This is a genomic window from Actinomadura sp. J1-007, from assembly GCF_009793335.1.
GTDB classification, from domain to species: domain Bacteria; phylum Actinomycetota; class Actinomycetes; order Streptosporangiales; family Streptosporangiaceae; genus Spirillospora; species Spirillospora yumaensis.
This window is the reverse complement of sequence record NZ_WING01000001.1, coordinates 190155-211614: the sequence shown is the minus strand read 5'-3', so window position 1 is coordinate 211614 and position 21460 is coordinate 190155. Positions and strand designations below refer to the sequence as shown.

General features: G+C 74.6%; 17 protein-coding genes and 2 pseudogenes. 13 read left to right on the top strand and 6 right to left on the bottom strand.

The features are described from left to right. Window positions 1-137: 137 nt before the first annotated feature. Both GEV43_RS53150 and GEV43_RS53145 read right to left on the bottom strand, forming a co-directional pair. Window positions 138-758, bottom strand: a complete 621-nt coding sequence (locus GEV43_RS53150; RefSeq protein ID WP_160819089.1) for an FAD-dependent oxidoreductase — start codon at window positions 756-758, stop codon at window positions 138-140. After that, window positions 755-1660, bottom strand: a complete 906-nt coding sequence (locus GEV43_RS53145) for an FAD-dependent oxidoreductase (RefSeq protein ID WP_309239375.1) — start codon at window positions 1658-1660, stop codon at window positions 755-757. Before GEV43_RS53145 ends, GEV43_RS53150 begins: the two co-directional genes overlap by 4 nt. 255 nt (window positions 1661-1915) lie before the next feature. Between GEV43_RS53145 and GEV43_RS00955 the strand changes: the two genes are divergently transcribed. The 6 genes from GEV43_RS00955 to GEV43_RS00930 all read left to right on the top strand — a co-directional run bounded on the left by GEV43_RS00955 (window position 1916) and on the right by GEV43_RS00930 (window position 6870). Then, window positions 1916-2995: a Xaa-Pro peptidase family protein gene (locus tag GEV43_RS00955; protein ID WP_160819087.1), complete on the top strand. Its 1080-nt coding sequence runs from the start codon at window positions 1916-1918 to the stop codon at window positions 2993-2995. A gap of 35 nt (window positions 2996-3030) precedes the next feature. Then, window positions 3031-3588 carry an elongation factor P gene (gene efp, locus GEV43_RS00950; protein WP_160819086.1) on the top strand — a complete coding sequence of 186 codons (558 nt, stop codon included), beginning with the start codon at window positions 3031-3033 and terminating at the stop codon, window positions 3586-3588. A gap of 135 nt (window positions 3589-3723) precedes the next feature. After that, window positions 3724-4140, top strand: coding sequence for a transcription antitermination factor NusB (gene nusB / locus GEV43_RS00945; RefSeq protein WP_160819085.1), 417 nt, complete (start codon window positions 3724-3726; stop codon window positions 4138-4140). A gap of 116 nt (window positions 4141-4256) precedes the next feature. Next, the gene (locus GEV43_RS00940; RefSeq protein ID WP_309239374.1) at window positions 4257-4973 is read left to right on the top strand and encodes a methyltransferase domain-containing protein; all 717 of its coding nucleotides are present in this window, start codon (window positions 4257-4259) and stop codon (window positions 4971-4973) included. 34 nt (window positions 4974-5007) lie between these two features. After that, window positions 5008-6273, top strand: a complete 1266-nt coding sequence (locus tag GEV43_RS00935) for a DNA polymerase IV (protein WP_160819083.1) — start codon at window positions 5008-5010, stop codon at window positions 6271-6273. Between the two features lie 147 nt (window positions 6274-6420). Beyond that, window positions 6421-6870 carry a DUF3040 domain-containing protein gene (locus tag GEV43_RS00930; RefSeq protein ID WP_309239373.1) on the top strand — a complete coding sequence of 150 codons (450 nt, stop codon included), beginning with the start codon at window positions 6421-6423 and terminating at the stop codon, window positions 6868-6870. Between the two features lie 218 nt (window positions 6871-7088). Here GEV43_RS00930 and GEV43_RS00925 read toward each other — a convergent pair whose 3' ends face one another. The 4 genes and pseudogenes from GEV43_RS00925 to GEV43_RS00915 all read right to left on the bottom strand — a co-directional run bounded on the left by GEV43_RS00925 (window position 7089) and on the right by GEV43_RS00915 (window position 11816). Beyond that, window positions 7089-8873: a DUF3488 and transglutaminase-like domain-containing protein gene (locus tag GEV43_RS00925; RefSeq protein ID WP_309239989.1), complete on the bottom strand. Its 1785-nt coding sequence runs from the start codon at window positions 8871-8873 to the stop codon at window positions 7089-7091. Continuing rightward, complete coding sequence (locus tag GEV43_RS46725; RefSeq protein WP_164717125.1) at window positions 8756-9553, bottom strand: DUF3488 domain-containing protein; 798 nt, start codon at window positions 9551-9553, stop codon at window positions 8756-8758. The genes GEV43_RS00925 and GEV43_RS46725 overlap by 118 nt, the downstream gene beginning before the upstream one ends. Window positions 9554-9829: 276 nt before the next feature. Then, on the bottom strand, window positions 9830-10864 hold the full coding sequence (locus GEV43_RS00920; RefSeq protein ID WP_241682723.1) for a DUF58 domain-containing protein: 1035 nt from the start codon (window positions 10862-10864) through the stop codon (window positions 9830-9832). After that, window positions 10861-11816 (bottom strand): annotated as a pseudogene (locus GEV43_RS00915) (AAA family ATPase). The gene GEV43_RS00920 and the pseudogene GEV43_RS00915 overlap by 4 nt, the downstream one beginning before the upstream one ends. A 623-nt stretch (window positions 11817-12439) precedes the next feature. Between GEV43_RS00915 and mraZ the strand changes: the two are divergent. The 7 genes and pseudogenes from mraZ (at window position 12440) to mraY (ending at window position 21459) form a co-directional block, all read left to right on the top strand. Then, on the top strand, window positions 12440-12871 hold the full coding sequence (mraZ, locus tag GEV43_RS00910) for a division/cell wall cluster transcriptional repressor MraZ (RefSeq protein WP_160819082.1): 432 nt from the start codon (window positions 12440-12442) through the stop codon (window positions 12869-12871). 246 nt (window positions 12872-13117) lie between these two features. Further along, a complete protein-coding gene (gene rsmH, locus GEV43_RS00905; protein ID WP_160819081.1) occupies window positions 13118-14107 on the top strand; it encodes a 16S rRNA (cytosine(1402)-N(4))-methyltransferase RsmH in 990 nt (329 codons plus the stop codon). Then, complete coding sequence (locus tag GEV43_RS47115; protein WP_175249955.1) at window positions 14104-15045, top strand: hypothetical protein; 942 nt, start codon at window positions 14104-14106, stop codon at window positions 15043-15045. Before rsmH ends, GEV43_RS47115 begins: the two co-directional genes overlap by 4 nt. 571 nt (window positions 15046-15616) lie before the next feature. After that, entirely contained in the window at window positions 15617-17254 is a 1638-nt protein-coding gene (locus GEV43_RS00895; RefSeq protein ID WP_241682722.1) for a penicillin-binding protein 2, read from the top strand. Window positions 17255-17415: 161 nt separating this feature from the next. After that, window positions 17416-18990: a UDP-N-acetylmuramoyl-L-alanyl-D-glutamate--2,6-diaminopimelate ligase gene (locus tag GEV43_RS00890; protein WP_160819080.1), complete on the top strand. Its 1575-nt coding sequence runs from the start codon at window positions 17416-17418 to the stop codon at window positions 18988-18990. Further along, window positions 18987-20402: a UDP-N-acetylmuramoyl-tripeptide--D-alanyl-D-alanine ligase gene (gene murF, locus GEV43_RS00885; protein WP_160819079.1), complete on the top strand. Its 1416-nt coding sequence runs from the start codon at window positions 18987-18989 to the stop codon at window positions 20400-20402. Before GEV43_RS00890 ends, murF begins: the two co-directional genes overlap by 4 nt. Then, a pseudogene (gene mraY / locus GEV43_RS00880) lies at window positions 20399-21459 on the top strand (phospho-N-acetylmuramoyl-pentapeptide-transferase). Before murF ends, mraY begins: the two are co-directional and overlap by 4 nt. Window position 21460 lies beyond the last annotated feature (1 nt).

Genomic DNA, 21460 nt, shown 5'->3' with positions numbered 1-21460 from the left:
CGTCGATCTGCGGCGTGCCGGCGTCCCGAGGCCCAGGCCCCGGGACCCGGCCCCGAGGCCAAGGCCCGGGGCCCGGCCCCGGACCCCGGCCGCGGGCGGCGGGCCGCAGATCGACGCCGGCCGGCGCGGGGCCGCGGTCAGAGCGCGGCGTCGACCTCCTTGGCCACGCGCTCGCCGGAGCGGACCGCGCCGTCCATGTAGCCGGTCCAGTGGCCGGACGTCTCGGTGCCCGCCCAGTGGACGGGCCCGCACGGGGCGCGCAGCGCCTCGCCGAAGTCGGTCAGCACGCCGGGCGGCGCGACGCCGACCGGGCCGCCGCCGCTCCACACCTCGTTGTCCCAGCGCTGGAACGCCGTCCGCACCGGGCTCTTGGCCTTCTCGCCGAAGAGCTTGCCGAACGAGTCCAGCCCCGCCGCGCGCACCGCGTCCGGCGACGCGGCGTCCAGGCGCCGCATGTTGGACTGGTTGACGAAGCCCATCAGCACGCCGCGCGAGGCGTCCGGCGGCGTGTTGTCGAACGTGGCGTCGATCGCCCCGCTGTCGGCGACGGCCTGCCCGGTGAGGCCCTCGTCCCGCCAGAACGGGCGGTCGTAGACGGCGACGAACTTGGCGATCGACCCCATCGGGTAGCGCTGCGCCAGCTGCGCCCGGCTCGCGGGCAGCCCCGGCGTGAAGTGGATCTTCGCCGCGATGGCGGGGGACATCGCGACGACCGCGCGCCTCGCCGTGACCGTGATCCCGTCGGCCTCGACCGTCACCCCGCCCCCGCGCCGTCCCGCACGCCGACCGAGCGCACCGGCGCGTTGTAGCGGACGCGGTCGCCCAGCTTCGCCGCGAGCCGTACCGGGATCTCCTGCGAGCCGCCGACGAACCGCAGCTCCTGCGCGCCGTCCCTGGTGTTGATGAGCCGGTCGACCTTCCCGGGGGACGACTCGTTGCCCGCGGACGCGATGTAATTGAGGACGTACAGCAGGGACACGTCGCGCGACCGCACCGACAGCGTCGAGCTGACGAACGCGTCCATCAGGAACCGCGCCCCGTTGCTGAACGAGTTGGACCGCGACCACGTGTAGAAGGTCTGGGAGTCCCACTCCTCGGCCTTCGGCGCCTTCCACGGCTCGCCCACCGGGACGCTCTTGGCCATGTTCCCGAGCGACAGCAGCGCCAGTTGCAGGTCGAACACGCCCCAGTCTGGCGGCACCGCGCCGAGGAGGCCGTCGGTGGCGTACAGCGACCGCTTGCCGTTGCGGTAGTAGACGTTCTTGCCGGTGTTGTACGTCGCGAACGTGCCGACGCCCAGGTCCGCGGCGAGCGCCGCGATCCGGTCCTGGGTGGGGCCGATGAACTCGGCGCCGCCCTCGCTGGTGGTGCCGTCGCCGAGCGGCATCCCGTACACCCGGCCGCCGGGGCGCTCCCGCGCCTCCAGCACGATCACCGAGCGGCCCGCCGCGACCAGGTCGCGGGCGGCGCAGAGGCCGGACAGCCCGGCGCCGACGACCACCACGTCGGCGGACGCGGCGGCGCCGCCCGGCGGGGCCGCCGCGGTGGCGGAGGCGGGCGAGGCGGAGGCGGACGAGGCGTTGACGGCGGTGGCCGCTGCGGTCGCGGCGGCCGTGAGCGCGCCGGTGCCGAGCAGTCTGCGGCGGCTGACTCCGGACAAGTGAATCCCTCCTGGGGGAAGGCGGGGAGACGGACCGGGGCGGGAGGCGGGCGGACCACGACGGAAACGATCACAAGGTAGGGACCGCGGCCGGGGAAGTCGAGGGTTTCTCATGTTCCGTGACCGCTCCGAGACGCCCGTCCCGTACGGCCCGCCGGGCCCGCCCCGTCCACCCTCGTCCGCCGCACATCTGCCCCACGTCCGCCCCTCGCACGGGCCGGAGGCGCGTCCCCGCGATGAACTAGAGTCCTGGCCATGGGGGAGACGCACACCGAACGACGGCGGCGCCTGGCCGCGCTGCTCGCGGAGCGGGACGCCGACGCGCTGCTGGTCACGCGGCTGGTCAACGTCCGCTACCTGACCGGCCTCGACAGCTCCAACGCCGTGCTGCTCGTCCGCGCCGACGGCCCGCCCGTCCTCGCGACCGACGGCCGCTACGCCGAGATGGCCCGTGAGGTCTGCCCCGACCTGGAGACCGTCGTCGAACGGCGCGCGGCCGAGGCGCTGACCGCCCTCGCCGCAGAGTCCGGCGCCCGCCGCCTCGGCTTCGAGGCCCACGACCTGACCGTCGAACGGCACGCGGAGCTCGTCACCGAGGACATGGGGATCGAGTTCAAGCCCCTCGGCCGCCCCGTCGAGGAGCTGCGCAAGGTCAAGGACGAGGACGAGCTGGCCCTGCTGCGCGAGGCGTGCGCGATCACCGACCGGGCGTTCGACGCCGTCCTGCCCGAGATCGCCCCCGGCCGCACCGAGCGCGACATCGCGATCGCGCTGGAGCGGGCCATGGTCGACCGCGGCGCCGAACGGCCCGCGTTCGAGTCGATCGTCGCGTCCGGCCCGAACGGCGCGATCCCGCACCACCACCCCGGCGCCCGCCGGATCGAGCGCGGCGACCTGCTGACCATGGACTTCGGCGCGCTGTACGGCGGCTACCACGCCGACATGACCCGCACCGTCGCGATCGGCGAGCCCGCGGCCTGGCAGCGCGAGCTGTACGATCTCGTCCGCCGGGCGCAGCGCGCCGCGATCAAGGCGGCCGTCCCGGGCGCCGAGACCACGGCGGTCGACGCCGCCGCCCGCGACGTGATCAAGGCCGCCGGGCACGGCGCCGCGTTCACCCACGGGCTCGGGCACGGCGTCGGCCTGGAGATCCACGAGGCCCCGCTCATGGGGTACGACAGGACCGGTAAGCTGATGGATCGGGTTCCGGTGACCGCCGAACCGGGTGTCTACCTCGCGGGCCGGGGCGGCGTCCGCATCGAGGACACGCTGGTGGTCCGCGCGGGCGGCCCGGAGCTTCTCACCGAGACGACCAGGGAACTGCTCGTACTCTGACGTACGGGCGCATCCGCGATCAGGAGAGCAACGCAGTGGCGACGACGAACGACCTGAAGAACGGCATGGCGCTGAACCTCGACGGCCAGCTGTGGACCGTCCTGGAGTTCCAGCACGTCAAGCCCGGCAAGGGCGGCGCGTTCGTCCGCACCAAGCTCAAGAACATCCTGTCCGGCAAGGTGGTCGACAAGACCTTCAACGCCGGCACCAAGGTCGACGTCGCGAGCGTCGACAAGCGGGAGATGCAGTACCTCTACCGCGAGGGCGAGGACTTCGTCTTCATGGACACCGAGACCTACGACCAGCCGCACATCCCGGCCGCGACCGTCGGCTCGGCCGCCGACTACCTGCTGCCCGAGCAGAACGCCGTCATCGCGTTCAACAACGAGAACCCCCTCTACGTCGAGCTGCCCGCCGCCGTGGTGCTCCAGATCACCGAGACCGAGCCCGGCCTCCAGGGCGACCGCTCCACCGGCGGCAGCAAGCCCGCCACGCTGGAGACCGGCGCGCAGATCCAGGTCCCGCTGTTCATCACCACCGGCGAGAAGGTCAAGGTCGACACCCGGTCGGGCGAGTACCTCGGCCGCGGCTGACGCCGGGCGGGCGACGAGGTGCGCCGCGGCCCCCGGTGCCGCGGCGCGGGCGAGGAGCGCCGGAGGCGTGCCGGCAGAGCGACGAGACAGGCCGTCGCGTGGAGGCGGCTGCGAGCCGCCGGGCGGAGCGAGACGATGAGTGCCAGGACCAAGGCCCGGAAGCTGGCGTTGGACATCCTGTTCGCGGCGGAGCTGCGGGAGGAACGGCCGACGGACGTGCTGGCGGCGCGGGGCCGCCCCAACCAGGACGAGCTCGCGGAGTACCCGCACGCGGTGCGGATCATCGAGGGCGTGCAGGAGCACGGCGAGCGGATCGACGAGCTGATCGCGACGTACGCGACCGGCTGGACGCTGGAGCGGATGCCGGTCGTCGACCGCAACATCCTGCGGATGGGCGCCTACGAGGTGCTGTGGGTCGACGACGTCCCGGACGGCGTCGCGGTGGCCGAGGCGGTGGGCCTCGCGACCGAGCTGTCCACCGACGAGTCCCCCCGGTTCGTCAACGGGCTGCTGTCGCGGCTCCAGCGGCTCAAGCCGTCCCTGACCCTGTGACCCGGCCCGGGGCTAGGGTGGGGCTGATGACCGCGGGCGAGCGGGCAGGACCGACCGAGGTGAGGGGGGTGGCCGTGGCCGCCCAGCAGCAGAGGCGGGGGCGGGGGAGCGGCCGGGTGCGCAGCGCGGTCCTCTGGGACGCGCTCCGCACCGTCCTGGACCGCATCGCCCCCGAGGGGCCGAGCGACGTCGTCGACGTCGGCGGCGGCACCGGCGGGTTCGCGGTGCCGCTCGCCGAGCTCGGCCACCGCGTCACCGTGCTCGACGCCAACCCCGACGCGCTCGCCGCCCTCGAACGGCGCGCCGCCGAGTCCGGCGTGAAGGTCCGGTCCGTGCAGGGCGACGCGACCGACCTGCCCGACCTGCTCGGACCCGACGCGGCCGACCTGGTGCTGTGCCACAGCGTGCTGGAGTACGTCGACGACCCGGCCGCGGCGATGGCCGCGCTGACCGGCGCGGTCCGCCCGGGCGGCTCGGTGAGCGTGCTGGTCGCGGGCCAGATCGCGGCGGCGCTGCACCGCGCGGCGGCCGGCCACTTCGACGACGCCCGCCGCGTGCTGACCGACGTGTCCGGCCGCTGGGGCGAGCACGACCGGGTGCCGCGCCGGTTCACCCGCGAGACCCTCTCCTCCCTCGTCGCCGCCGCGGGCCTGCGGGTCGGCGAGCTGCACGGCGTGCGGATCTTCGCCGACCTCGCGCCCGGCGGCGCGCTCGACTGCGACGCCGACTCCGCCGACGCGCTGATCGCGCTGGAGTCGGTCGCGGCCGTCCACCCCGTCCTGCGCGAGCTGGCGACCCAGCTCCACCTGCTCGCCGACAAGCCCCCCGCGTGACGCGGGCCGCGCCGTGAGAGCCCTGTGACGTGAGATGAGCCGCAAACAGCAGCTGCACCGGCCGGGACCCCAGCCGGGCCCCCCGGCCGACGACACCGGCTGCCCCATCCTGCACGTCGACATGGACGCCTTCTTCGTGAGCGTCGAACTGCTCGAACGCCCCGAGCTGCGCGGCCGCCCCGTCATCGTCGGCGGGGTCGGCGGGCGCGGCGTGGTGTCGGCCGCGTCGTACGAGGCGCGCCGCTACGGCGTCCACTCCGCCATGCCGATGACCCGCGCGCGGCGGCTCTGCCCGCAGGCCGTGGTGCTGCCGCCCCGCCACGAGAAGTACTCCAGGGTCTCCGCGGCCGTCTTCGAGATCTTCCGGACGGTCACGCCGCTGGTCGAGCCGCTGTCGCTGGACGAGGCGTTCCTCGACGTCGGCGGGGCGCTGCGCCGGCTCGGCCGCCCCGCGGAGATCGCGCGGCAGATCCGCGCGCAGGTCCGCGACCAGCAGGGCATCACCTGCTCGGTCGGCGTCGCCGCCAACAAGTTCGTCGCCAAGCTCGCCTCCACCCACTGCAAGCCCGACGGCCTCCTCGTCGTCGCGGCGGACGGCGTCCAGGACTTCCTGCACCCCCTGCCCGTCGCGGCGCTGTGGGGCGTCGGCGAGCGCACCGAGCAGGCCCTGACCCGCCTCGGCCTCCGCACCGTCGGCCAGCTCGCCCAGGTCCCGCTCGGCACCCTCCAGCGCGAGCTCGGCAACGCCCTCGGCGCCCACCTGCACGACCTGTCCTGGGGACGCGACCCGCGCGAGGTCGTCCCGCACACCCCGGACAAGAGCATCGGCGCCGAGGAGACGTTCGACCACGACATCGACGACCCGGAGACCATCCGCCGGGAGCTGCTACGGCTGGCCGAGAAGGTCGGCGCGCGTCTGCGCGCGAGCGGGAACGCGGGCCGGACGGTCAGCGTCAAGCTCCGGATGGCCGACTTCAAGACGATCACACGGTCGCGCACGCTCCGTGAGCCCACCGATCTCGCCCGTGTGATCTATGTCACAGCCTGCGAGCTGTACGAGGCGGCCGGTCTGGAACGGGTACGACTCCGTCTGGTCGGGGTACGGGTCGAGAACCTGGGCCCGGCCGACGAGGCCCCCCGCCAGCTCGCCTTCGACGAGCCGGAAAGCGGCTGGCGCGAGGCCGAGCGTGCGATGGACCAGGTGGCGAACCGGTTCGGCCGCGGCATGGTCCGTCCCGCCGCGCTCGTCCGGAGGGCCGACGACGGTGACGGGCGTGACGGAGGGGAAACGGGCCGATGAGACAGGCGGATGAGGTGACCGGGAAGTGGTCCGCGGTAGGCCGTTCGCTTTCGTACGCTCGTCGGGGCTCGTATTCTGGGCATATCACCGTTGAGGTTCCCGTCCTGCATCGGATACCCCGTCGCGGGGCTGTCGTTGGGAGGCGCCGTGCCGCTCTCTGATCACGAGCAGCGCATGCTCGACCAGATCGAGCAGGCGTTGTACGCCGAGGATCCGAAGTTCGCTCACGCGGTCCGCTCCACCAACCCGCAGGTGCACTACAAGCGCCGGATCGTGAAGGCGGCCCTCGGCTTCGTGGTGGGCGTCTGCGCGCTGATGGCCGGACTCGTCATCAACCAGGGGACGGTGACCATCGCGGTCAGCGTGACCGGCTTCCTGCTGATGGTGGTCTGCTGCGTCTGGGCGCTGACGAGCTGGAAGCGCATGACCGGCATCGGCACCGAGGCCGCCGCCTCCGGAGGCCGCCCCCGCCGCCGGCGCCGCCAGCGGGGAGGCGCCCCAAGGCCGGCTTCATGGAGCGCATGGAAGAGCGCTGGCGCCGCCGCACCGAAGGGGACGGCGGTATTTAAGAAGTCCCGGCCTACGGCGCTCGCCTAGCGGCTGTGTTGATTGAAGTCCCGGCCCAGTCCGCTCGCCTGGCGGCTCGCTCCCTGACCGTGCCTTTGCGAGCGCTGCATCGCTTCGCGATCTAACCGGGGAGGCTCGCCTTCGGCGTCGCCTCCCCGGTTAGTTAACGCGCTCGCGTGATCATTGAGCTGTTCGTCCACCTCACGGTCCCAAGCCCCGGAGCCACATGGCTTCTCCGCGGGCTCGGGTCAGGGGCGGTTGCTGCGGCGGCCGGGGAGGGGAGGCGGGCCGCCAGTTCTTCCAGGCGGGTGAGGGCCTCCATGGAACGGCCGCCCGCGGATCGTACGGCCTCCGAGGTCTGGGCGACCGTGGACGGGGGAGCAGGCGGGCGCGCCAGCGGGTGCGGGGGGCCACCGACGCCGCGAACGCCTCGCGTACCGTACGGACGTCGGCGCGCAGGCTGTCGGCGGGTGCGGGCGCCGCCGTACGGGAGTAGCGGGCCAGTTCCTCGGCGCGGGCGATCCGGCCGAGCGCACCGGCGCTCTCGTCGTCCAGCTCCAGCAGTTCCCCGAGGCGGCGCGCGGCGGCGCGGGGGGAGTCGCTGGCGCGCCAGCGGAGGCCGTGGTCGAGGGCGTCGGCGCGCATCTCCCCCAGGCGGCGTGCGCCGCGTCGGCGGGGTCGGCGGCGCGGGCCGCGTCCGGTGAACGGCCGGGGGAGGCGGTGACCGCGGCCCAGCGGCGCCGCCGCGCGAGCACGCGGACGACCATCGGCACCGCGAGCGCCATCAGCAGGACGACCAGGACGCCCGCCAGCCACGCCGGGGACGAGCCGCCGGAGTCGTCGCTCTCCTCCGCCCGCGGGTCGTCGGTCGGCCCGAAGTCGGGGCGGTCGTGCTGGCCGCGGTTCGGCGCGGCGCGCCCGGTGGAGCCGGCGGACGGCCCGCTGGACGGCTCCGTCTCGCCCTGCGGGTGCTGCGCCGAGGACGAGCCGGACGGCTCGCTGTAGGCGGGCGCCGACGCGGTGCCCTGCCCGGCGGGGCCGCCGGGCGTCGGCTCGAACCGCACCCAGCCCGCCCCCTCGAAGTACAGCTCGGGCCACGCGTGGGCGTCCTGCGACCGTACGATCCACTCGTCGGGGCCCGACTGCGTGCCCGGCGTGTAGCCCATCGCGACGCGGGCCGGGATGCCGAGGATGCGGGCCATCAGCGCCATCGCCGCCGCGAACTGCTCGCAGTAGCCGCGCTTGCCGCGCAGCAGGAAGTCGGTGAGGTCGCTGCCGTGCTGCGGCGCCGGCGCCGACAGGTCGTACACGAACCCGCCGGTCTGCGTGAACCACCGCTGGAGCCGTACCGCCTGCTGGTGCGCCGTCGTGGCGCCCGCCGTGATCTGCCGCGCCAGGTCGTGGATCTGCGGGGGGACGTTCCTCGGCACGGACGTGAAGTGCGAGACGACGTCGCCGGGGTAGCCGCGCGCCGCCGACAGGTCCGCGCCGGTCGGCCGCGCCCGCACGCTCCTGACCGTGTACGACCGGCCGCCCGCCGAATCGCGCAGCGAGTAGACCATCAGCGACCCGGCGTGCACCCGCCAGTCGCCCTTGATCGACACCTGGGACGGCGCGTACGGCACCGGCAGGAAGGTCATGCGCTTGACCTCCTTGCGGACCCGCACCCGGGTCGTCACCGTCCGGGCGGGCACGCCGCCGAGGCCGGGCGGGGACGGCAGCGTACGGCCCGACAGCCGGTCCTTGGCGCTGCTCTGGAGCGCGCTGTAGGTCCAGCGGTCGCCGTCGAACCTGTCCAGCGCGTACAGCCGCAGGTAGTCCGGCCCGGCCGGGTCGTCGGTCCGGTAGGTCAGCACGACCGAGTCGTCCGGGCGGGTCAGCTCCCGCTTGAGGCTGACCAGCGGGTCGGGCGTGGTCACGGTCTCCGTCCCGCCGCCGCCCCCGCCGCCGCCCATCCCGAACATGCCGCGCGGGTGGATGCCCGGCACGGCCGTCGGGACGAGCACGGCCACCGCGACGGCGGCGACCCCGATGCGCCGACCGCTCGCGGCGAGCGCGCTCGCGTCGGGCCGCTCGCGCCGCCGGTCGGGCGGCGGGCTCGCCGCCCGGCCATCGGGACCTCCTCCGACCAGCGCGGCGTGAACACCGCCCGGCCCCACCCGCCGACCTGCTCGCGGGCGTCGCTCATCAGCAGCGCCAGGAACCCGAGGGCGCCGACGCCGAACGCCAGCCAGCTCACGCCGTCCTCGCGCACGGCGGCCGGCACGCTGTACATCGCGAGCAGCGGCAGCCCGGCGGGCGCGGCCCTGCGCAGCCGGACGGCGAGCAGGTCCACCAGCACCGCGACGAGCCCGATCCCGGCCGCGACCAGCATCGCGATGCCGGGCACGAGCGGCACCGGCGCCGCGTACCGGCCGGCGGCGTCCCAGCCGTCGCCGATCAGCTCGGCGAGCCTGCGGATCGAGCCGGGCGTCGGCACGACGCCGAGCAGCGCCTCCCCCGGCGCGTACATGACGGTCAGGTACAGGTGCAGGGCGGCGAGCCCGCCGAGCGCGCTGACCGGCGCCGGCACGCGGAACCGCCGCACGACCAGGCCGCCGGCCGCGACGGACGCGACCGCGCCGAGCCCCGACCAGAACCAGCCGCCGGTCGCGAACAGCGGGTACAGCCCGACCGAGCCGGCCAGCGTCGCCAGCCCGGCGATGATCGTCATCCGGACCCTCATGAACCGCCCTGGCGAAGTCCTCGGTGGCCTGGTCGGCGAGCGCCCAGGCGCCGGCGAGGTCGGCGGCCGACCGGACGATCACCACCCGCCACCCGCCGGCGCGCAGCAGCCGCGCCGCCCGCTCGCTGCCCGACACCGGGCCGTCCGCCCCGCCCTGCGGCGCGGGCGCGGCGGGACGGCCCGCGTGGTCGGGGTCGACGAGGATCGCGACGCACGTCGCGGTGCCCTGCCGCGCCGCCGCGACCGCGCGCGCCTCGTCCGGCTTCAGCGCCCGAACACCGCGACGACCAGCCCGTCGCCGTCGCGGCCCCGCCCGAGCCTGCCGCGCAGCGCCGCGAGGCCGGGCGTCAGCGTGTGGCCCCGCGACGTCCGCGCCACCGCGAGCGCGTCGAGCAGCAGGCCCTCGAAGGCGCTCTCGAACGACACCGAAGGCGGCAGCGCCTCACCCTCGTCCGTCACGTACCGCAGGCCCATCCCGGCCCGCCCGAGGTGCACGCCCACCGACGCGGTCACCGACACCGCCTGCTCGAACGACCCGCCGGGCCCGTCGCCCCAGTGCGCGACGCGGCGGGCGTCGAGGAACAGCGTCCCGCTGCTCTGCCAGTGCTGCTCCTCGCGCCGCACCATCAGCTCGCCGTACCGCGCGGTCGACCGCCAGTGCACGCGCCGCAGGTCGTCGCCGTGCCGGTACTCGCGCGGCGCCACGTCGTCCTCGCCCGCCGTCGCGACCGTGCGGGCGAGGCTGTCGCCGCCGCCCGTCCACGCGCCCGCCAGCCGTTCGGGCGGCAGCGCCACGATCGCGGGCGTCACCGTCAGCGTGTCGGCCAGGCTGAACGAGCGGACCAGCTCCACCATCCCGAACGGGTCGGCGAGCCGTACGACCAGCGGCCCCACCCGGTAGCGCCCGCGCACGTCGGACCGGATCCGGTAGCTCAGCTCGCGCGACCCGCGCGGCTCGATCCGGTCCAGCACGAACCGGGCCCGCCCGCCGAGCGTGTACGGGACCTGGTCCTCGACCATCAGCAGCCCGCTCGGCAGCCGCGACACGTTCTCCAGCCTCAGGTCGGCGCGCGCCTCGTGGCCGACCGCCAGCCGGGACGGCTCCAGCTTGCGCGCGCACGCGAGCCGGTACCGCGTCCGCGACACCGCGAGGGTGCACAGCAGCGGCAGCACGAGGACGAGGACGCCCGCGCGCAGCAGGTCACGCTCGCCGAGGGCGAACGCGCAGACGATGGCGGTCGCCCCCGCCGCGACGAACGACCTCCCGCGCGTGGTCAGTCCGGCCAGCGCTCTTCTCAACGTTCACTTCCTGGGGACCTGGGGGACGAGGGGGCGGCCTGCGCGCGGGCGGACGGCACCGGCAGCCGGCTCACCAGCTCGGCGACCACGTGCTCGGGGCGGCGCCGTTCGACCTGCGCCTCGGCCGTCGGGAGCAGCCGGTGCGCGAGGACGGGCACGGCCAGGTCCTGGACGTCGTCGGGCAGCACGTAGTCGCGCTCGTCCAGCGCCGCGTACGCCCGCGCCGCCCGCACCAGGTGCAGCGTCGCGCGGGGGACGCGCCGAGCCGCAGCTCGGGATGGGTGCGGGTCGCGGTCACCAGGTCGATCGCGTACTGCCGGACGGCCGCCGACACGTGCTGGCGCCGGACGACCTCGATCAGCTCGCGGACGTCGGCCGCGTGCGCGACGGGGCTCAGCCGGTCGAGCGGGGACGACTGCCCGTGCACGTCGAGCATCTCCAGCTCGGCGGCCGGGTCGGGGTAGCCCATCGAGATCCGGGCGGTGAACCGGTCGCGCTGCGCCTCCGGCAGGGGATAGGTCCCCTCCATCTCCACCGGGTTCTGTGTGGAGATCACCATGAACGGCCGCTCCAGCCCGTACGTGGTGCCGTCGACCGTGACCTGGCGCTCCTCCATGCACTCCAGCAGGGCCGACTGCGTCTTCGGGGAGGCGCGGTTGATCTCGTCGCCGACCACGATGTTGGCGAACACCGGGCCGGGCTTGAACTCGAACTCGCGCGCCTCCTGGTTGTAGGCGCTGACCCCGGTGATGTCGCTCGGGAGCAGGTCGGGGGTGAACTGCACCCGCCGCACCGAGCAGTCGACCGAGCGGGCCAGCGCCTTGGCGAGCATCGTCTTGCCGACGCCGGGGACGTCCTCGATCAGCAGGTGCCCCTCCGCCAGCAGCACGGTCAGCGCGAGCCGGACCACGGCGGGCTTGCCCTCGATCACCGACTCGACCGCGTCCCGGATCTTGGTGGCGACCTGCGCGAGCCCGTCGAGACCGAGGCCGGGCCCGCACCGGGCCCGGGGGAGCCGGCGGCCTCCATGAACGACTCTCCGTGCGTGCCTACTGCCACCGGCAACCCTCCTCAGCCTTCCGGCCGCGTGGTGTCTGCTGACCGGCCCGTCCGGGGACCCGCGCCCCGCGGCCCGTTCCGCCCGCGGGGCCCGTTCCGGCGGGCCGGCGCGGCGCTTGCGCGCCCGCTGAACCGACAGTACGTCGTCGCGCGGGCCGCCGCGATGTTCACGATGAACGGGAGCCCATTGTGCTCCACCGGGATCACCGCCTCGGCCCCGCCGGGCCCGCCACTTCCCTCCACCGCGCCTCCGGACGGCCGCCCGGAAGGCCCCCGCGGAGCCCCGCCGCGGGCGTTCGGTCACCGCTCGCGGAGCGGTGCGGCCGCGCCCGCCGGGACCGCGCCGCCGGGGCGCCCCCCGCCCGCCCCACTCCGCACCACCCCCTGTGACCTGCGGCTTTACGAACGATCTCGACGCGCGAAGCATGTTTTCGTTGTTGACGGTGGGGAAGAGTGGAGTAGAGTGGGGCGCCGTGGGGAGCAGTAGCGCCCCATGCGGCGCGGGAGGTGGGGCCGGTGTTCCTCGGCACCCATTCGCCGCGTCTCGACGACAAGGGACGGCTGTTCCTGCCGGCGAAGTACCGCGAGGAGCTGTCGGGGGGATTGGTGATCACGAAGGGCCAGGAGCGCTGCCTGTACGTCTTCCCCATGGCGGAGTTCCAGCGCATCACCGAGGCTCTGCGTGCCGCGCCGGTCACCGAGAAGGCGGTGCGCGCCTACAGCCGCGTCTTCTTCGCCAGCGCCTCCGACGAGGTCCCCGACAAGCAGGGCCGCGTGACCATCCCGCCGCCCCTGCGCAAGTACGCCGGGCTGCGGCGCGACTGCACGGTCATCGGGGCCAACACGCGCCTGGAGATCTGGGACACGCCCGCCTGGGAGGACTACCTCGAACAGGAAGAGGAGGCGTTCTCGGACGTCTCGGGGGAGGTGTTGCCAGGGATTCTCTGAGCTGATCCACAACGTCGGTCCGATGACCGGCACTGGCCCACGTTCGGCCAGGTCTCCAGCCGCTCTCCTAGCCAGACTGGCGCAGCTTCCCCGGTGCCAGACGGCGACTCCCCCGCGGTCACGCGGTGATCTTCCTCAAGGGCAGCGGATGGGGACCTGGCCGGGCGAGGCCCCGCCGGGGGTTGCGGGACGGTCCGGACGGCGATGCCACACAGTCCGCGAGCGAGGTGGCACAAGGGGGTGAACATGGACGTGGGCGACCACGCGGCCGAGGCCGGTCACGTACCGGTCATGCTCGGTCGCGTCCTGGAACTGCTCGCGCCGGCGGTGCGCGCCGTTCCGGAGGACGCCGGCCGCGCGCCGGTGTACGTCGACGGCACCCTCGGGATGGGCGGGCACGCCGAGGCGATGCTCCGCGCCCACCCCGCCCTGCGGCTCATCGGCCTTGACCGCGACACGACCGCGCTGGAGCGGTCCGCCCGGCGGCTCGCGCCGTTCGGCGACCGGGTCACGCTGGAGCACGCCGTCTACGACGAGCTGCCCGGCGTGCTGCGCCGCCTGCGCGTCCCCGCCGCCGACGCCGTGCTGTTCGACCTGGGCGTCTCGTCCCCGCAGCTCGACGAGGCCGAACGCGGCTTCGCCTACTCCTACGACGCCCCGCTCGACATGCGGATGGACCGCACCCAGGGCCTCACCGCGGCCGAGGTGGTCAACGGCTACCCGCCCGCCGAGCTCGCCCGCATCCTCCGCGAGTACGGCGAGGAGCGGTTCGCGCAGCGGATCGCCTCGGCGATCGTCCGCGAGCGCGACCGCGCCCCGCTCGACTCCACCAAGCGGCTCGCCGACCTGGTGCGCACCTCGATCCCGGCCGCGACCCGCCGCACCGGCGGCAACCCGGCCAAGCGGACGTTCCAGGCGCTGCGCATCGAGGTGAACGGCGAGCTGGACACCTGGCGCCGGGCCCTGCCCGCCGCCCTCGACGCGCTGCCCGTCGGCGGGCGGGTCGTGGTGCTCAGCTACCACTCCCTGGAGGACCGCATCACCAAGCGCGTCCTCGCCGAGCACACCGCCGACACCACCCCGCCCGAGCTGCCCGTCCCGCTGCCCGATCACCAGCCGAGGTTCCGGCTGCTGACGCGCGGGGCCGAGCTGCCGGACGACGAGGAGACCACGACCAACCCACGGGCCGGGTCGGTGCGGCTGCGCGCCGCCGAACGGGTCCGGGAGGCGACATGACCACGACGAGCAGGCGTCCGCCGGGATCCCCGCCACCGCACCCGCCGAAGCCGCGCCGGTCCCGCCCGGACCGCGAGCCGGAGGCCGGGGACGCCGAGAGCGCCTCCGGGCCCGCCGGGAAGCCGGCCGGGCGGTCCGCCGCCGGCCCCGCCAAGGCCGACGCGAAGGACGGCGCGAAGAACGGCGTCAAGAAGGCCGCGAAGAAGAGGACGGCCGACAAGACGGGCAAGACCGAACGCCCGCCCGCGTCCGGCAGGGCCGCGGCGCGCCCGCCGGGCGCCTCGCGCCCGAAGCCGGCGGCCAAGGCGGCCAGGTCCGCGTCCGCGGCGCCCGCCAAGGCGGCACCGGGCAAGCCGGCGGGCAAGGCGGCGTCCGCCGAGACGAAGACCGCGGCCAAGCCGGGCAAGCCGGCCAAGTCCGCCGCGCCCGCGAAGAAGCAGGCCAAGGCGGGCCCGGCCGAGCCGCGCGCGGCGCGGCGCGGGTCGCGGCCGGCGCCGCGCGCTCCGTTCGTGCTGCTCATCCTCGGGCTGCTCGGCGGCGCGCTGGTCAGCCTCCTGCTGCTCAACACCGTCCTCGCCGAGGACGCGTTCACCCTGACCAGGCTCCAGCAGAGCAACAAGCTGCTCGGGCAGCAGCGGCAGGCGTTGCAGGAGCAGATCGCCAGGGAGGAGTCCCCGGGCAACCTGGCGCGCAGGGCCAGGGCGCAGGGCATGCGGCCCGGAGAGGGCCTCGCGTTCATCGACAGCCTCACGGGACAGACCACCGGCGGGCGCGTCCGGCCCGTCCCGCAGGCCGCCGCCGCGTCGGCGGGCGCGGCGGGCGTCGTCGGCATCCCCGGCACGGTCGTGCCCGGCGACGGCGTCCCGCCCACCGCCCCGGGCGGCCGGGCGCCCCAGCCGAACGGCACCGGCACCGGAACGGGGAGCGGTACGCCGTGATCGGGGCCGAACGGGGTGAGCGGTGACCAAGCGTCCCGGGCGCGGGCCCGGCGGACCGGCGCCGGGCGGCAACCGCGGCTCCCAGGGGCGGGGGCCCCGGGGCACGGCGGGGCCGGAGGAGAAGAGCGGCCCGGGCGCGGCGCGCGCGTCCGGGCGTCACACGGGTAACCCCCTCGGCCGCCGGGCGGCAGCGCCTCCCGGCGGCCGGGCCGCAACGGCACGGTGCCCCCGCCCGCAAGAGCGGCGGAGGCACGTCCGGCAAGAGCAAGGACGGCGCCGGCAAGGACGCGGGCAAGGAGAGCGGCACCCCGGCCGCGGGCGCGCCGGCGAAGAACGCCTCCCCAAGAGCACTGCCCCCAAGAGCGCCGCGGGCAAAAATGCGCAGGGCAAGAGCGCGGCGGGACGGTCCGGGCCGGGCACGACGCTCCCCTCGCGTGCGCGCGCGGGGAGGGACAAGAGCGCGACCCGTCCCGGCGGCGAGGGGCCGCGCCGCCCGCGCACCGGCGGCCCGGGGCGCCGCCCGCCGCCGCGCGGGCCGCGCCCGCGCATCCCGTTCCACCGCCGCGACCCGATGAAGCGGCTCAACGTCGGGCTGCTCGTCGTCGCGTTCGTGCTGTCGCTGTTCGCCGGACGGCTCGTCCAGCTCCAGACGATCGAGTCGGGCAAGTACACCGAGCAGGCGATGAAGCAGCGGCTCCAGAAGATCACGCTGCCCGCCGTGCGCGGCGACATCTCCGACGCGCAGGGCAACCCGCTCGCGATGACGGTCGAGGCCCGCGCGATCTTCGCCGACCCGTACATCATCAAGCCCGATAGGCGGCAGGCGATCGTCAGCGCGCTCGCGCCGACGCTCGGCCTCGACCCCGCGCAGGTGATGAAGCAGATCAGCACGCCCGGCAGCCGGTTCGTCTACCTCGCGCACGGCGTGCGGCCCGAGCAGGCGCGGCTGGTGCTGTCGTGGAAGTTCCTCGGGATCGGGACGCTGCCCGAATACCGGCGGCAGTACCCCAACGACTCGCTCGCCGCGGGCGTCATAGGTTTCGTGAACCGAGCGGGGCAGGGCGCCGCCGGCCTGGAGTCGTCCATGAACGGCAGGCTCGCCGGCCGGGACGGCTCCCAGCAGGTGGAGATCAGCCCGGAGGGCCAGCACATCCCCATGGGCGAGGACCAGAAGCGCCCGCCCGTGCCCGGACGCGGGCTGCGGCTGACGCTGATGCGCGACATCCAGTTCAAGGCGCAGCAGGCCATCGAGAAGCAGGTCAAGGCGTCCGGCGCGCGCAGCGGCAGCGTCGTGGTGATGGACCCGCGCAACGGCCAGCTCCTCGCGATGGCGTCCGCGCCCGGCTACGACCCCAACAACTACGCCAAGTCCCGCTCGTCGGCCTGGGGCAGCCCCCTGGTCCAGGAGGCGTACGAGCCGGGCAGCACGGGCAAGGTCGTGACCGCCGCCGCCGTGATGGAGAAGGGCGGGGTGCGGCCCGACACGCCGTTCACCGTGCCCGACCGGATCAGGCGGTACGACCGGGTGTTCCACGACTCGCACCCGCACCCGGTCGAGAGGCTGACGTTCGCGGGGGTGCTCGCCACCTCCAGCAACGTCGGCACCATCATGGCGAGCGAGCGGATCGACCAGAACACGCTGTACTCGTTCCTGCGCGACTTCGGCTTCGGCGAGCGCACCGGGGTGGGGCTGCCCGCCGAGACGGCGGGGCAGCTCTCGCCGCCGTCGAAGTGGTCCGGCACCGACCGCTACCCGATCGCGTTCGGCCAGACCGTTTCGGTCAACGCGCTGCAGATGGCGAGCGTCTACGCCACCATCGCCAACGGCGGCGTGCGCGTCGCCCCCAACCTGATCTCCGGCACGACCGGGGAGGACGGGTCGTTCACGCCGTCGGCCGCGCCCGAGCGCAGGCAGGTCGTCAGCGCCGAGACGGCCCGCCAGATCCGCGACATGCTGGAGGGCGTCACCACCAAGGAGGGCACCGCGCCGAAGGCCCAGATCCCGGGGTACCGGGTGGCGGGCAAGACCGGGACGGCCGAGATCGTCAACCCGCGCTGCGGATGCTACCGGGGCGGGGGCTTCACCGCCTCGTTCACCGGGTTCGCGCCCGCCGACGACCCGCAGCTCGTCGTCCAGGTCGTCCTCCAGGCCCCAAGCGGGGCAGCCACTATGGTGGCGATGCGGCGGCTCCCGTCTTCCAGGACGTGATGAGCTTCGCCCTCCAGACCCGGAAGATCCCGCCGACGGGGAGCAAACCGCCGATCGTCAAGATCCGCGCCGGAGGCTGACCGCAGCGAGTACCCTCTCTCGCCGTGAGTCCAGCTTCGGTGTCCCACCAGTCCCGTTCCGTACGTACCGAAAGACACGCCATGCGCCCGACGACGAATCCGGCCCGTCCGCTGAGCGGGCTCGCGGCGCTCCTCGGCATCGGAACGGACCGGCCCGGCGGGCCCGGGGAGCCGGGGGGCGCGTTCGAGGGCGTCGCGGTGACCGGCATCACGCACGACTCGCGCGCGGTGGAGCCCGGCGACCTGTACGCGGCGCTGCCCGGCACCCGCACGCACGGCGCGCGCTTCTCCGAGCAGGCGGCCGCGAACGGCGCGGTGGCGGTCCTCACCGACGTCGACGGCTACGACCCGTCCGCCGCGACCGGCCTGCCCGTCCTGGTGGTCAAGGACCCGCGCAAGCGGCTCGGCGACGCCGCGGCCTGGGTGTACGGCGAGCCCGCCCGCGACCTGACCCTGATCGGCGTCACCGGCACCAGCGGCAAGACCACCACCGTCTACCTGCTGGAGGCGGGGCTGCGCGCCGCCGGGATCGACACCGGCGTGGTCGGCACCGTCGAGATGCGCATCGGCGACCGGCGGCTGCCGAGCTCGCTGACCACGCCCGAGGCCACCGACCTGCACGCGATCTTCGCGATGATGCGGGAGCAGGGCATCGGCGCGGGCGCGATGGAGGTGTCCAGCCACGCGCTGGAGCAGGGCCGGGTCGGCGGCGCCCACTACGACGTGGCGATCTTCACGAACCTGTCGCAGGACCACCTCGACTACCACCCGACCATGCACGACTACTTCATGGCGAAGGCCCGGCTGTTCACGCCGGACTACAGCCGCGTCGGCGTGGTCAACCTCGACGACCACTTCGGCCGCGAGCTGCTGGAGGTCGCCACGATCCCGACGACGACGTTCTCGGCGACCGGCGACCCGGCGGCCGACTGGCGGGCCGAGGACGTGCGCGTGGGCGCCGACGGGAGCGTGTTCCGCGTCGTCGGGCCCGGCGGGATCGAGGCCGACGCGGCCGTCCGGCTGACCGGGCCGTTCAACGTGGCCAACGCGCTGGCGGCGATCGTCGCGCTGGTCGAGGCGGGCATCCCGCTGCCGACCGCGGTGCACGGCGTCGCGTCGCTGCCGGGCGTCCCCGGCCGCCTGGAACGGGTCGACGAGGGCCAGGAGTTCGTCACGCTGGTCGACTACTCGCACAAGCCCGGCGCGGTCGAGGCGGTGCTGGAGGCGCTGCGTCCCGTCACCGAGGGCCGGCTGGCGATCGTCATCGGCTGCGGCGGCGACCGCGATCGCGGCAAGCGCCCGCTGATGGGCGAGGCGGCGGCGCGGCTCGCCGACATGGCGTACTTCACCAACGACAACCCCCGGTCCGAAGACCCCCTGACGATCCTCGCCGCTATGGTCGAGGGCGGGCTCAAGGTGCCGCAGCGGGAGCGCGCGCACATCGTGGTGGAGCCCGACCGCGCCGCCGCCATCGAGATGGCGGTCGGCCGGGCCCGCCGCGGCGACGTGGTCGTCGTCGCGGGCAAGGGGCACGAGCAGGGGCAGTACGTGGCGGGCGAAGTCCTCGCGTTCGACGACCGCGAGGTCGTCCGCGAGGCGCTGCGCGGCGCACGGCGCGGCGCGCGCAATCTGAGAGGGGACGGGACGCAGGCGTGATCCCACTTCCGCTGTCGACGATCGCGGAGCTCACCGGAGGCACCCTGGAGGGGGGCCGTCCGGACGCCGAGGTGACCGGGCCCGTGGTCATCGACTCCCGAGCGGTGGAGCCGGGCGCGCTGTTCGTCGCGCTGCGCGGCGAGCACGCCGACGGGCACGACTTCGCGGGCGCCGCGCTCGCGTCCGGCGCCGCGGGGGTGCTCGCGCAGCGTCCCCTGGACGGCGGCGCCGGGCCGGCCGTGGTCGTCGGCGACGCCCAGGAGGGCCTCGGACGGCTCGCGCGCGGCGTGCTCGGGCGGCTCCCGGACACCACGGTGATCGCGGTCACCGGCTCGGCGGGCAAGACCTCCACCAAGGACCTCATCGCGCAGGTCGTGAGCCGGGCCGGGCCGACGGTCGCGCCGGCCGGGTCGTTCAACAACGAGATCGGCCTGCCGCTGACCGTCCTGCGCGCCGACGAGGGCACCCGGTACCTGGTGCTGGAGATGGGCGCGCGTGGCGTCGGTCACATCGCCTACCTCACCGGGATCGCCCGGCCCGACGTCGGCGTGGTGCTGAACGTCGGCACCGCCCACATCGGCGAGTTCGGCGGCCAGGAGATGGTGGCCCGCGCGAAGGGCGAGATGGTCGAGGCGCTGGACCCCGGCGGCACCGCCGTGCTCAACGCCGACGACCCGCGCGTGCGGGCCATGGCGGCGCGCACGGCGGCGCCGGTCGTGACGTTCGGCCGGGGGCCCGACGCGACCGTACGGGCCGTCGACGAGCGGCTGGACGACGCGGGCCGCGCCTCGTTCACGCTGGTCACGCCGGAGGCGTCGGCCCCGGTGGCGCTGCGGCTGCACGGCTCGCACGCCGTCGCCAACGCCCTGGCCGCCGCCGCGGCGGCGCGCGCCGCGGGGCTGGACGCCGCCGACGTCGCCGCGGCGCTGTCGGAGGCCCGGCCGGCCAGCAGGTGGCGGATGGAGGTCACCGAGCGGCCCGACGGCGTGACCGTCGTCAACGACGCCTACAACGCCAACCCCGATTCGATGCGGGCCGCGCTGGACGTGGTGCTGCACATGGCCCGCGGCCGCCGCGCGTACGCGGTGCTGGGGGAGATGGCCGAGCTCGGTGCCTCCGCCGCGGCGGAACATGCCAAGATCGGGGAGCATGTCGCGCGCGGCGGGTTCGCCGGCCTCGTGGTGGTCGGCGCGAACGCGGCGGCGATGGCCGAAGGGGCCGGGCAGGTGGGGTCATGGACGGGAGAGTGCGTACAGGTGGATGACGTCGGCGCGGCGGTGACCGTGCTCAGGGAGCGGCTGAGACCGCGGGACGTCGTACTGGTGAAGGGCTCTCGCGTCGCCGGGCTGGAGCGGGCCGCGGCCGGCCTGCTGGAGGCCGGCGCGCCGTCCACGGGCGGTGCGGGCGCATGACCAACATCATCATCGCCGCCGGCGTGGCGCTGATCTTCGTGATGGTGGGGACGCCGTTCTGGATCCGCGTCGTCAACCGGCTCGGGTACGGCCAGATGATCCGCGAGGAGGGCCCCGAGGCCCACCTCAACAAGCGCGGGACGCCCACGATGGGCGGCACGGTGTTCATCGTCGGGTCGCTCGTCGGCTACGCGGCGGCGCACCTGTTCACCGGCAACGTGCCGACGGTGTCGGGCATCCTGGTGCTGTTCCTGATGACCGGGCTCGGGTTCGTCGGGTTCGTCGACGACTACATCAAGGTGTTCAAGCAGCGCAGCCTCGGCCTGCGCAGCGGCGCCAAGATGATCGGGATCGTGCTGGTCGGCGTGATCTTCGCGATCGCCTCGCTGAACTTCCCCAACGGCTACGACGTCACCCCCGCCGACCCCCACCTGTCGTTCCTGCGCGACTTCGGCCCCTCGATCGGCCCGTACCTGTTCGTGGTGTGGGCGCTGCTGCTCATCGCGGCGATGTCCAACGGCGTGAACCTGACCGACGGGCTGGACGGCCTGGCCGCGGGCCCGGCGGGCATGGTGCTCGCCGCGTACGTGATCATCGGCAACTGGCAGCTGCGCAACAGCTGCTACGACGCCGGCCTCGGCCCCGGCTGCTACAGCGTCCGCGACCCCCTCGACCTCGCCGTCGTCGCGGCGGCGGTGCTCGGCGGCGTGTTCGGCTTCCTGTGGTGGAACGCCCCCCGGCCAAGATCTTCATGGGCGACACCGGCTCGCTGGCCCTCGGCGGCGTGCTGGTCGGCCTCGCCATCCTGACCCGCACCCAGTTCCTGCTGGCGATCCTCGCCGGCCTGATCGTGATGATCACGCTGTCGGTGATCATCCAGGTGGGCGGGTTCAAGCTGACCAAGAAACGCGTGTTCAAGATGGCGCCGTTGCAGCACCATTTCGAGCTGTCCGGCTGGGCCGAGACCACGATCGTCGTGCGGTTCTGGCTGATGTCGGCGCTGTTCGTGGCGATCGGCCTCGGCCTGTTCTACCTCGAATGGATGCCGAAGAAGTGAC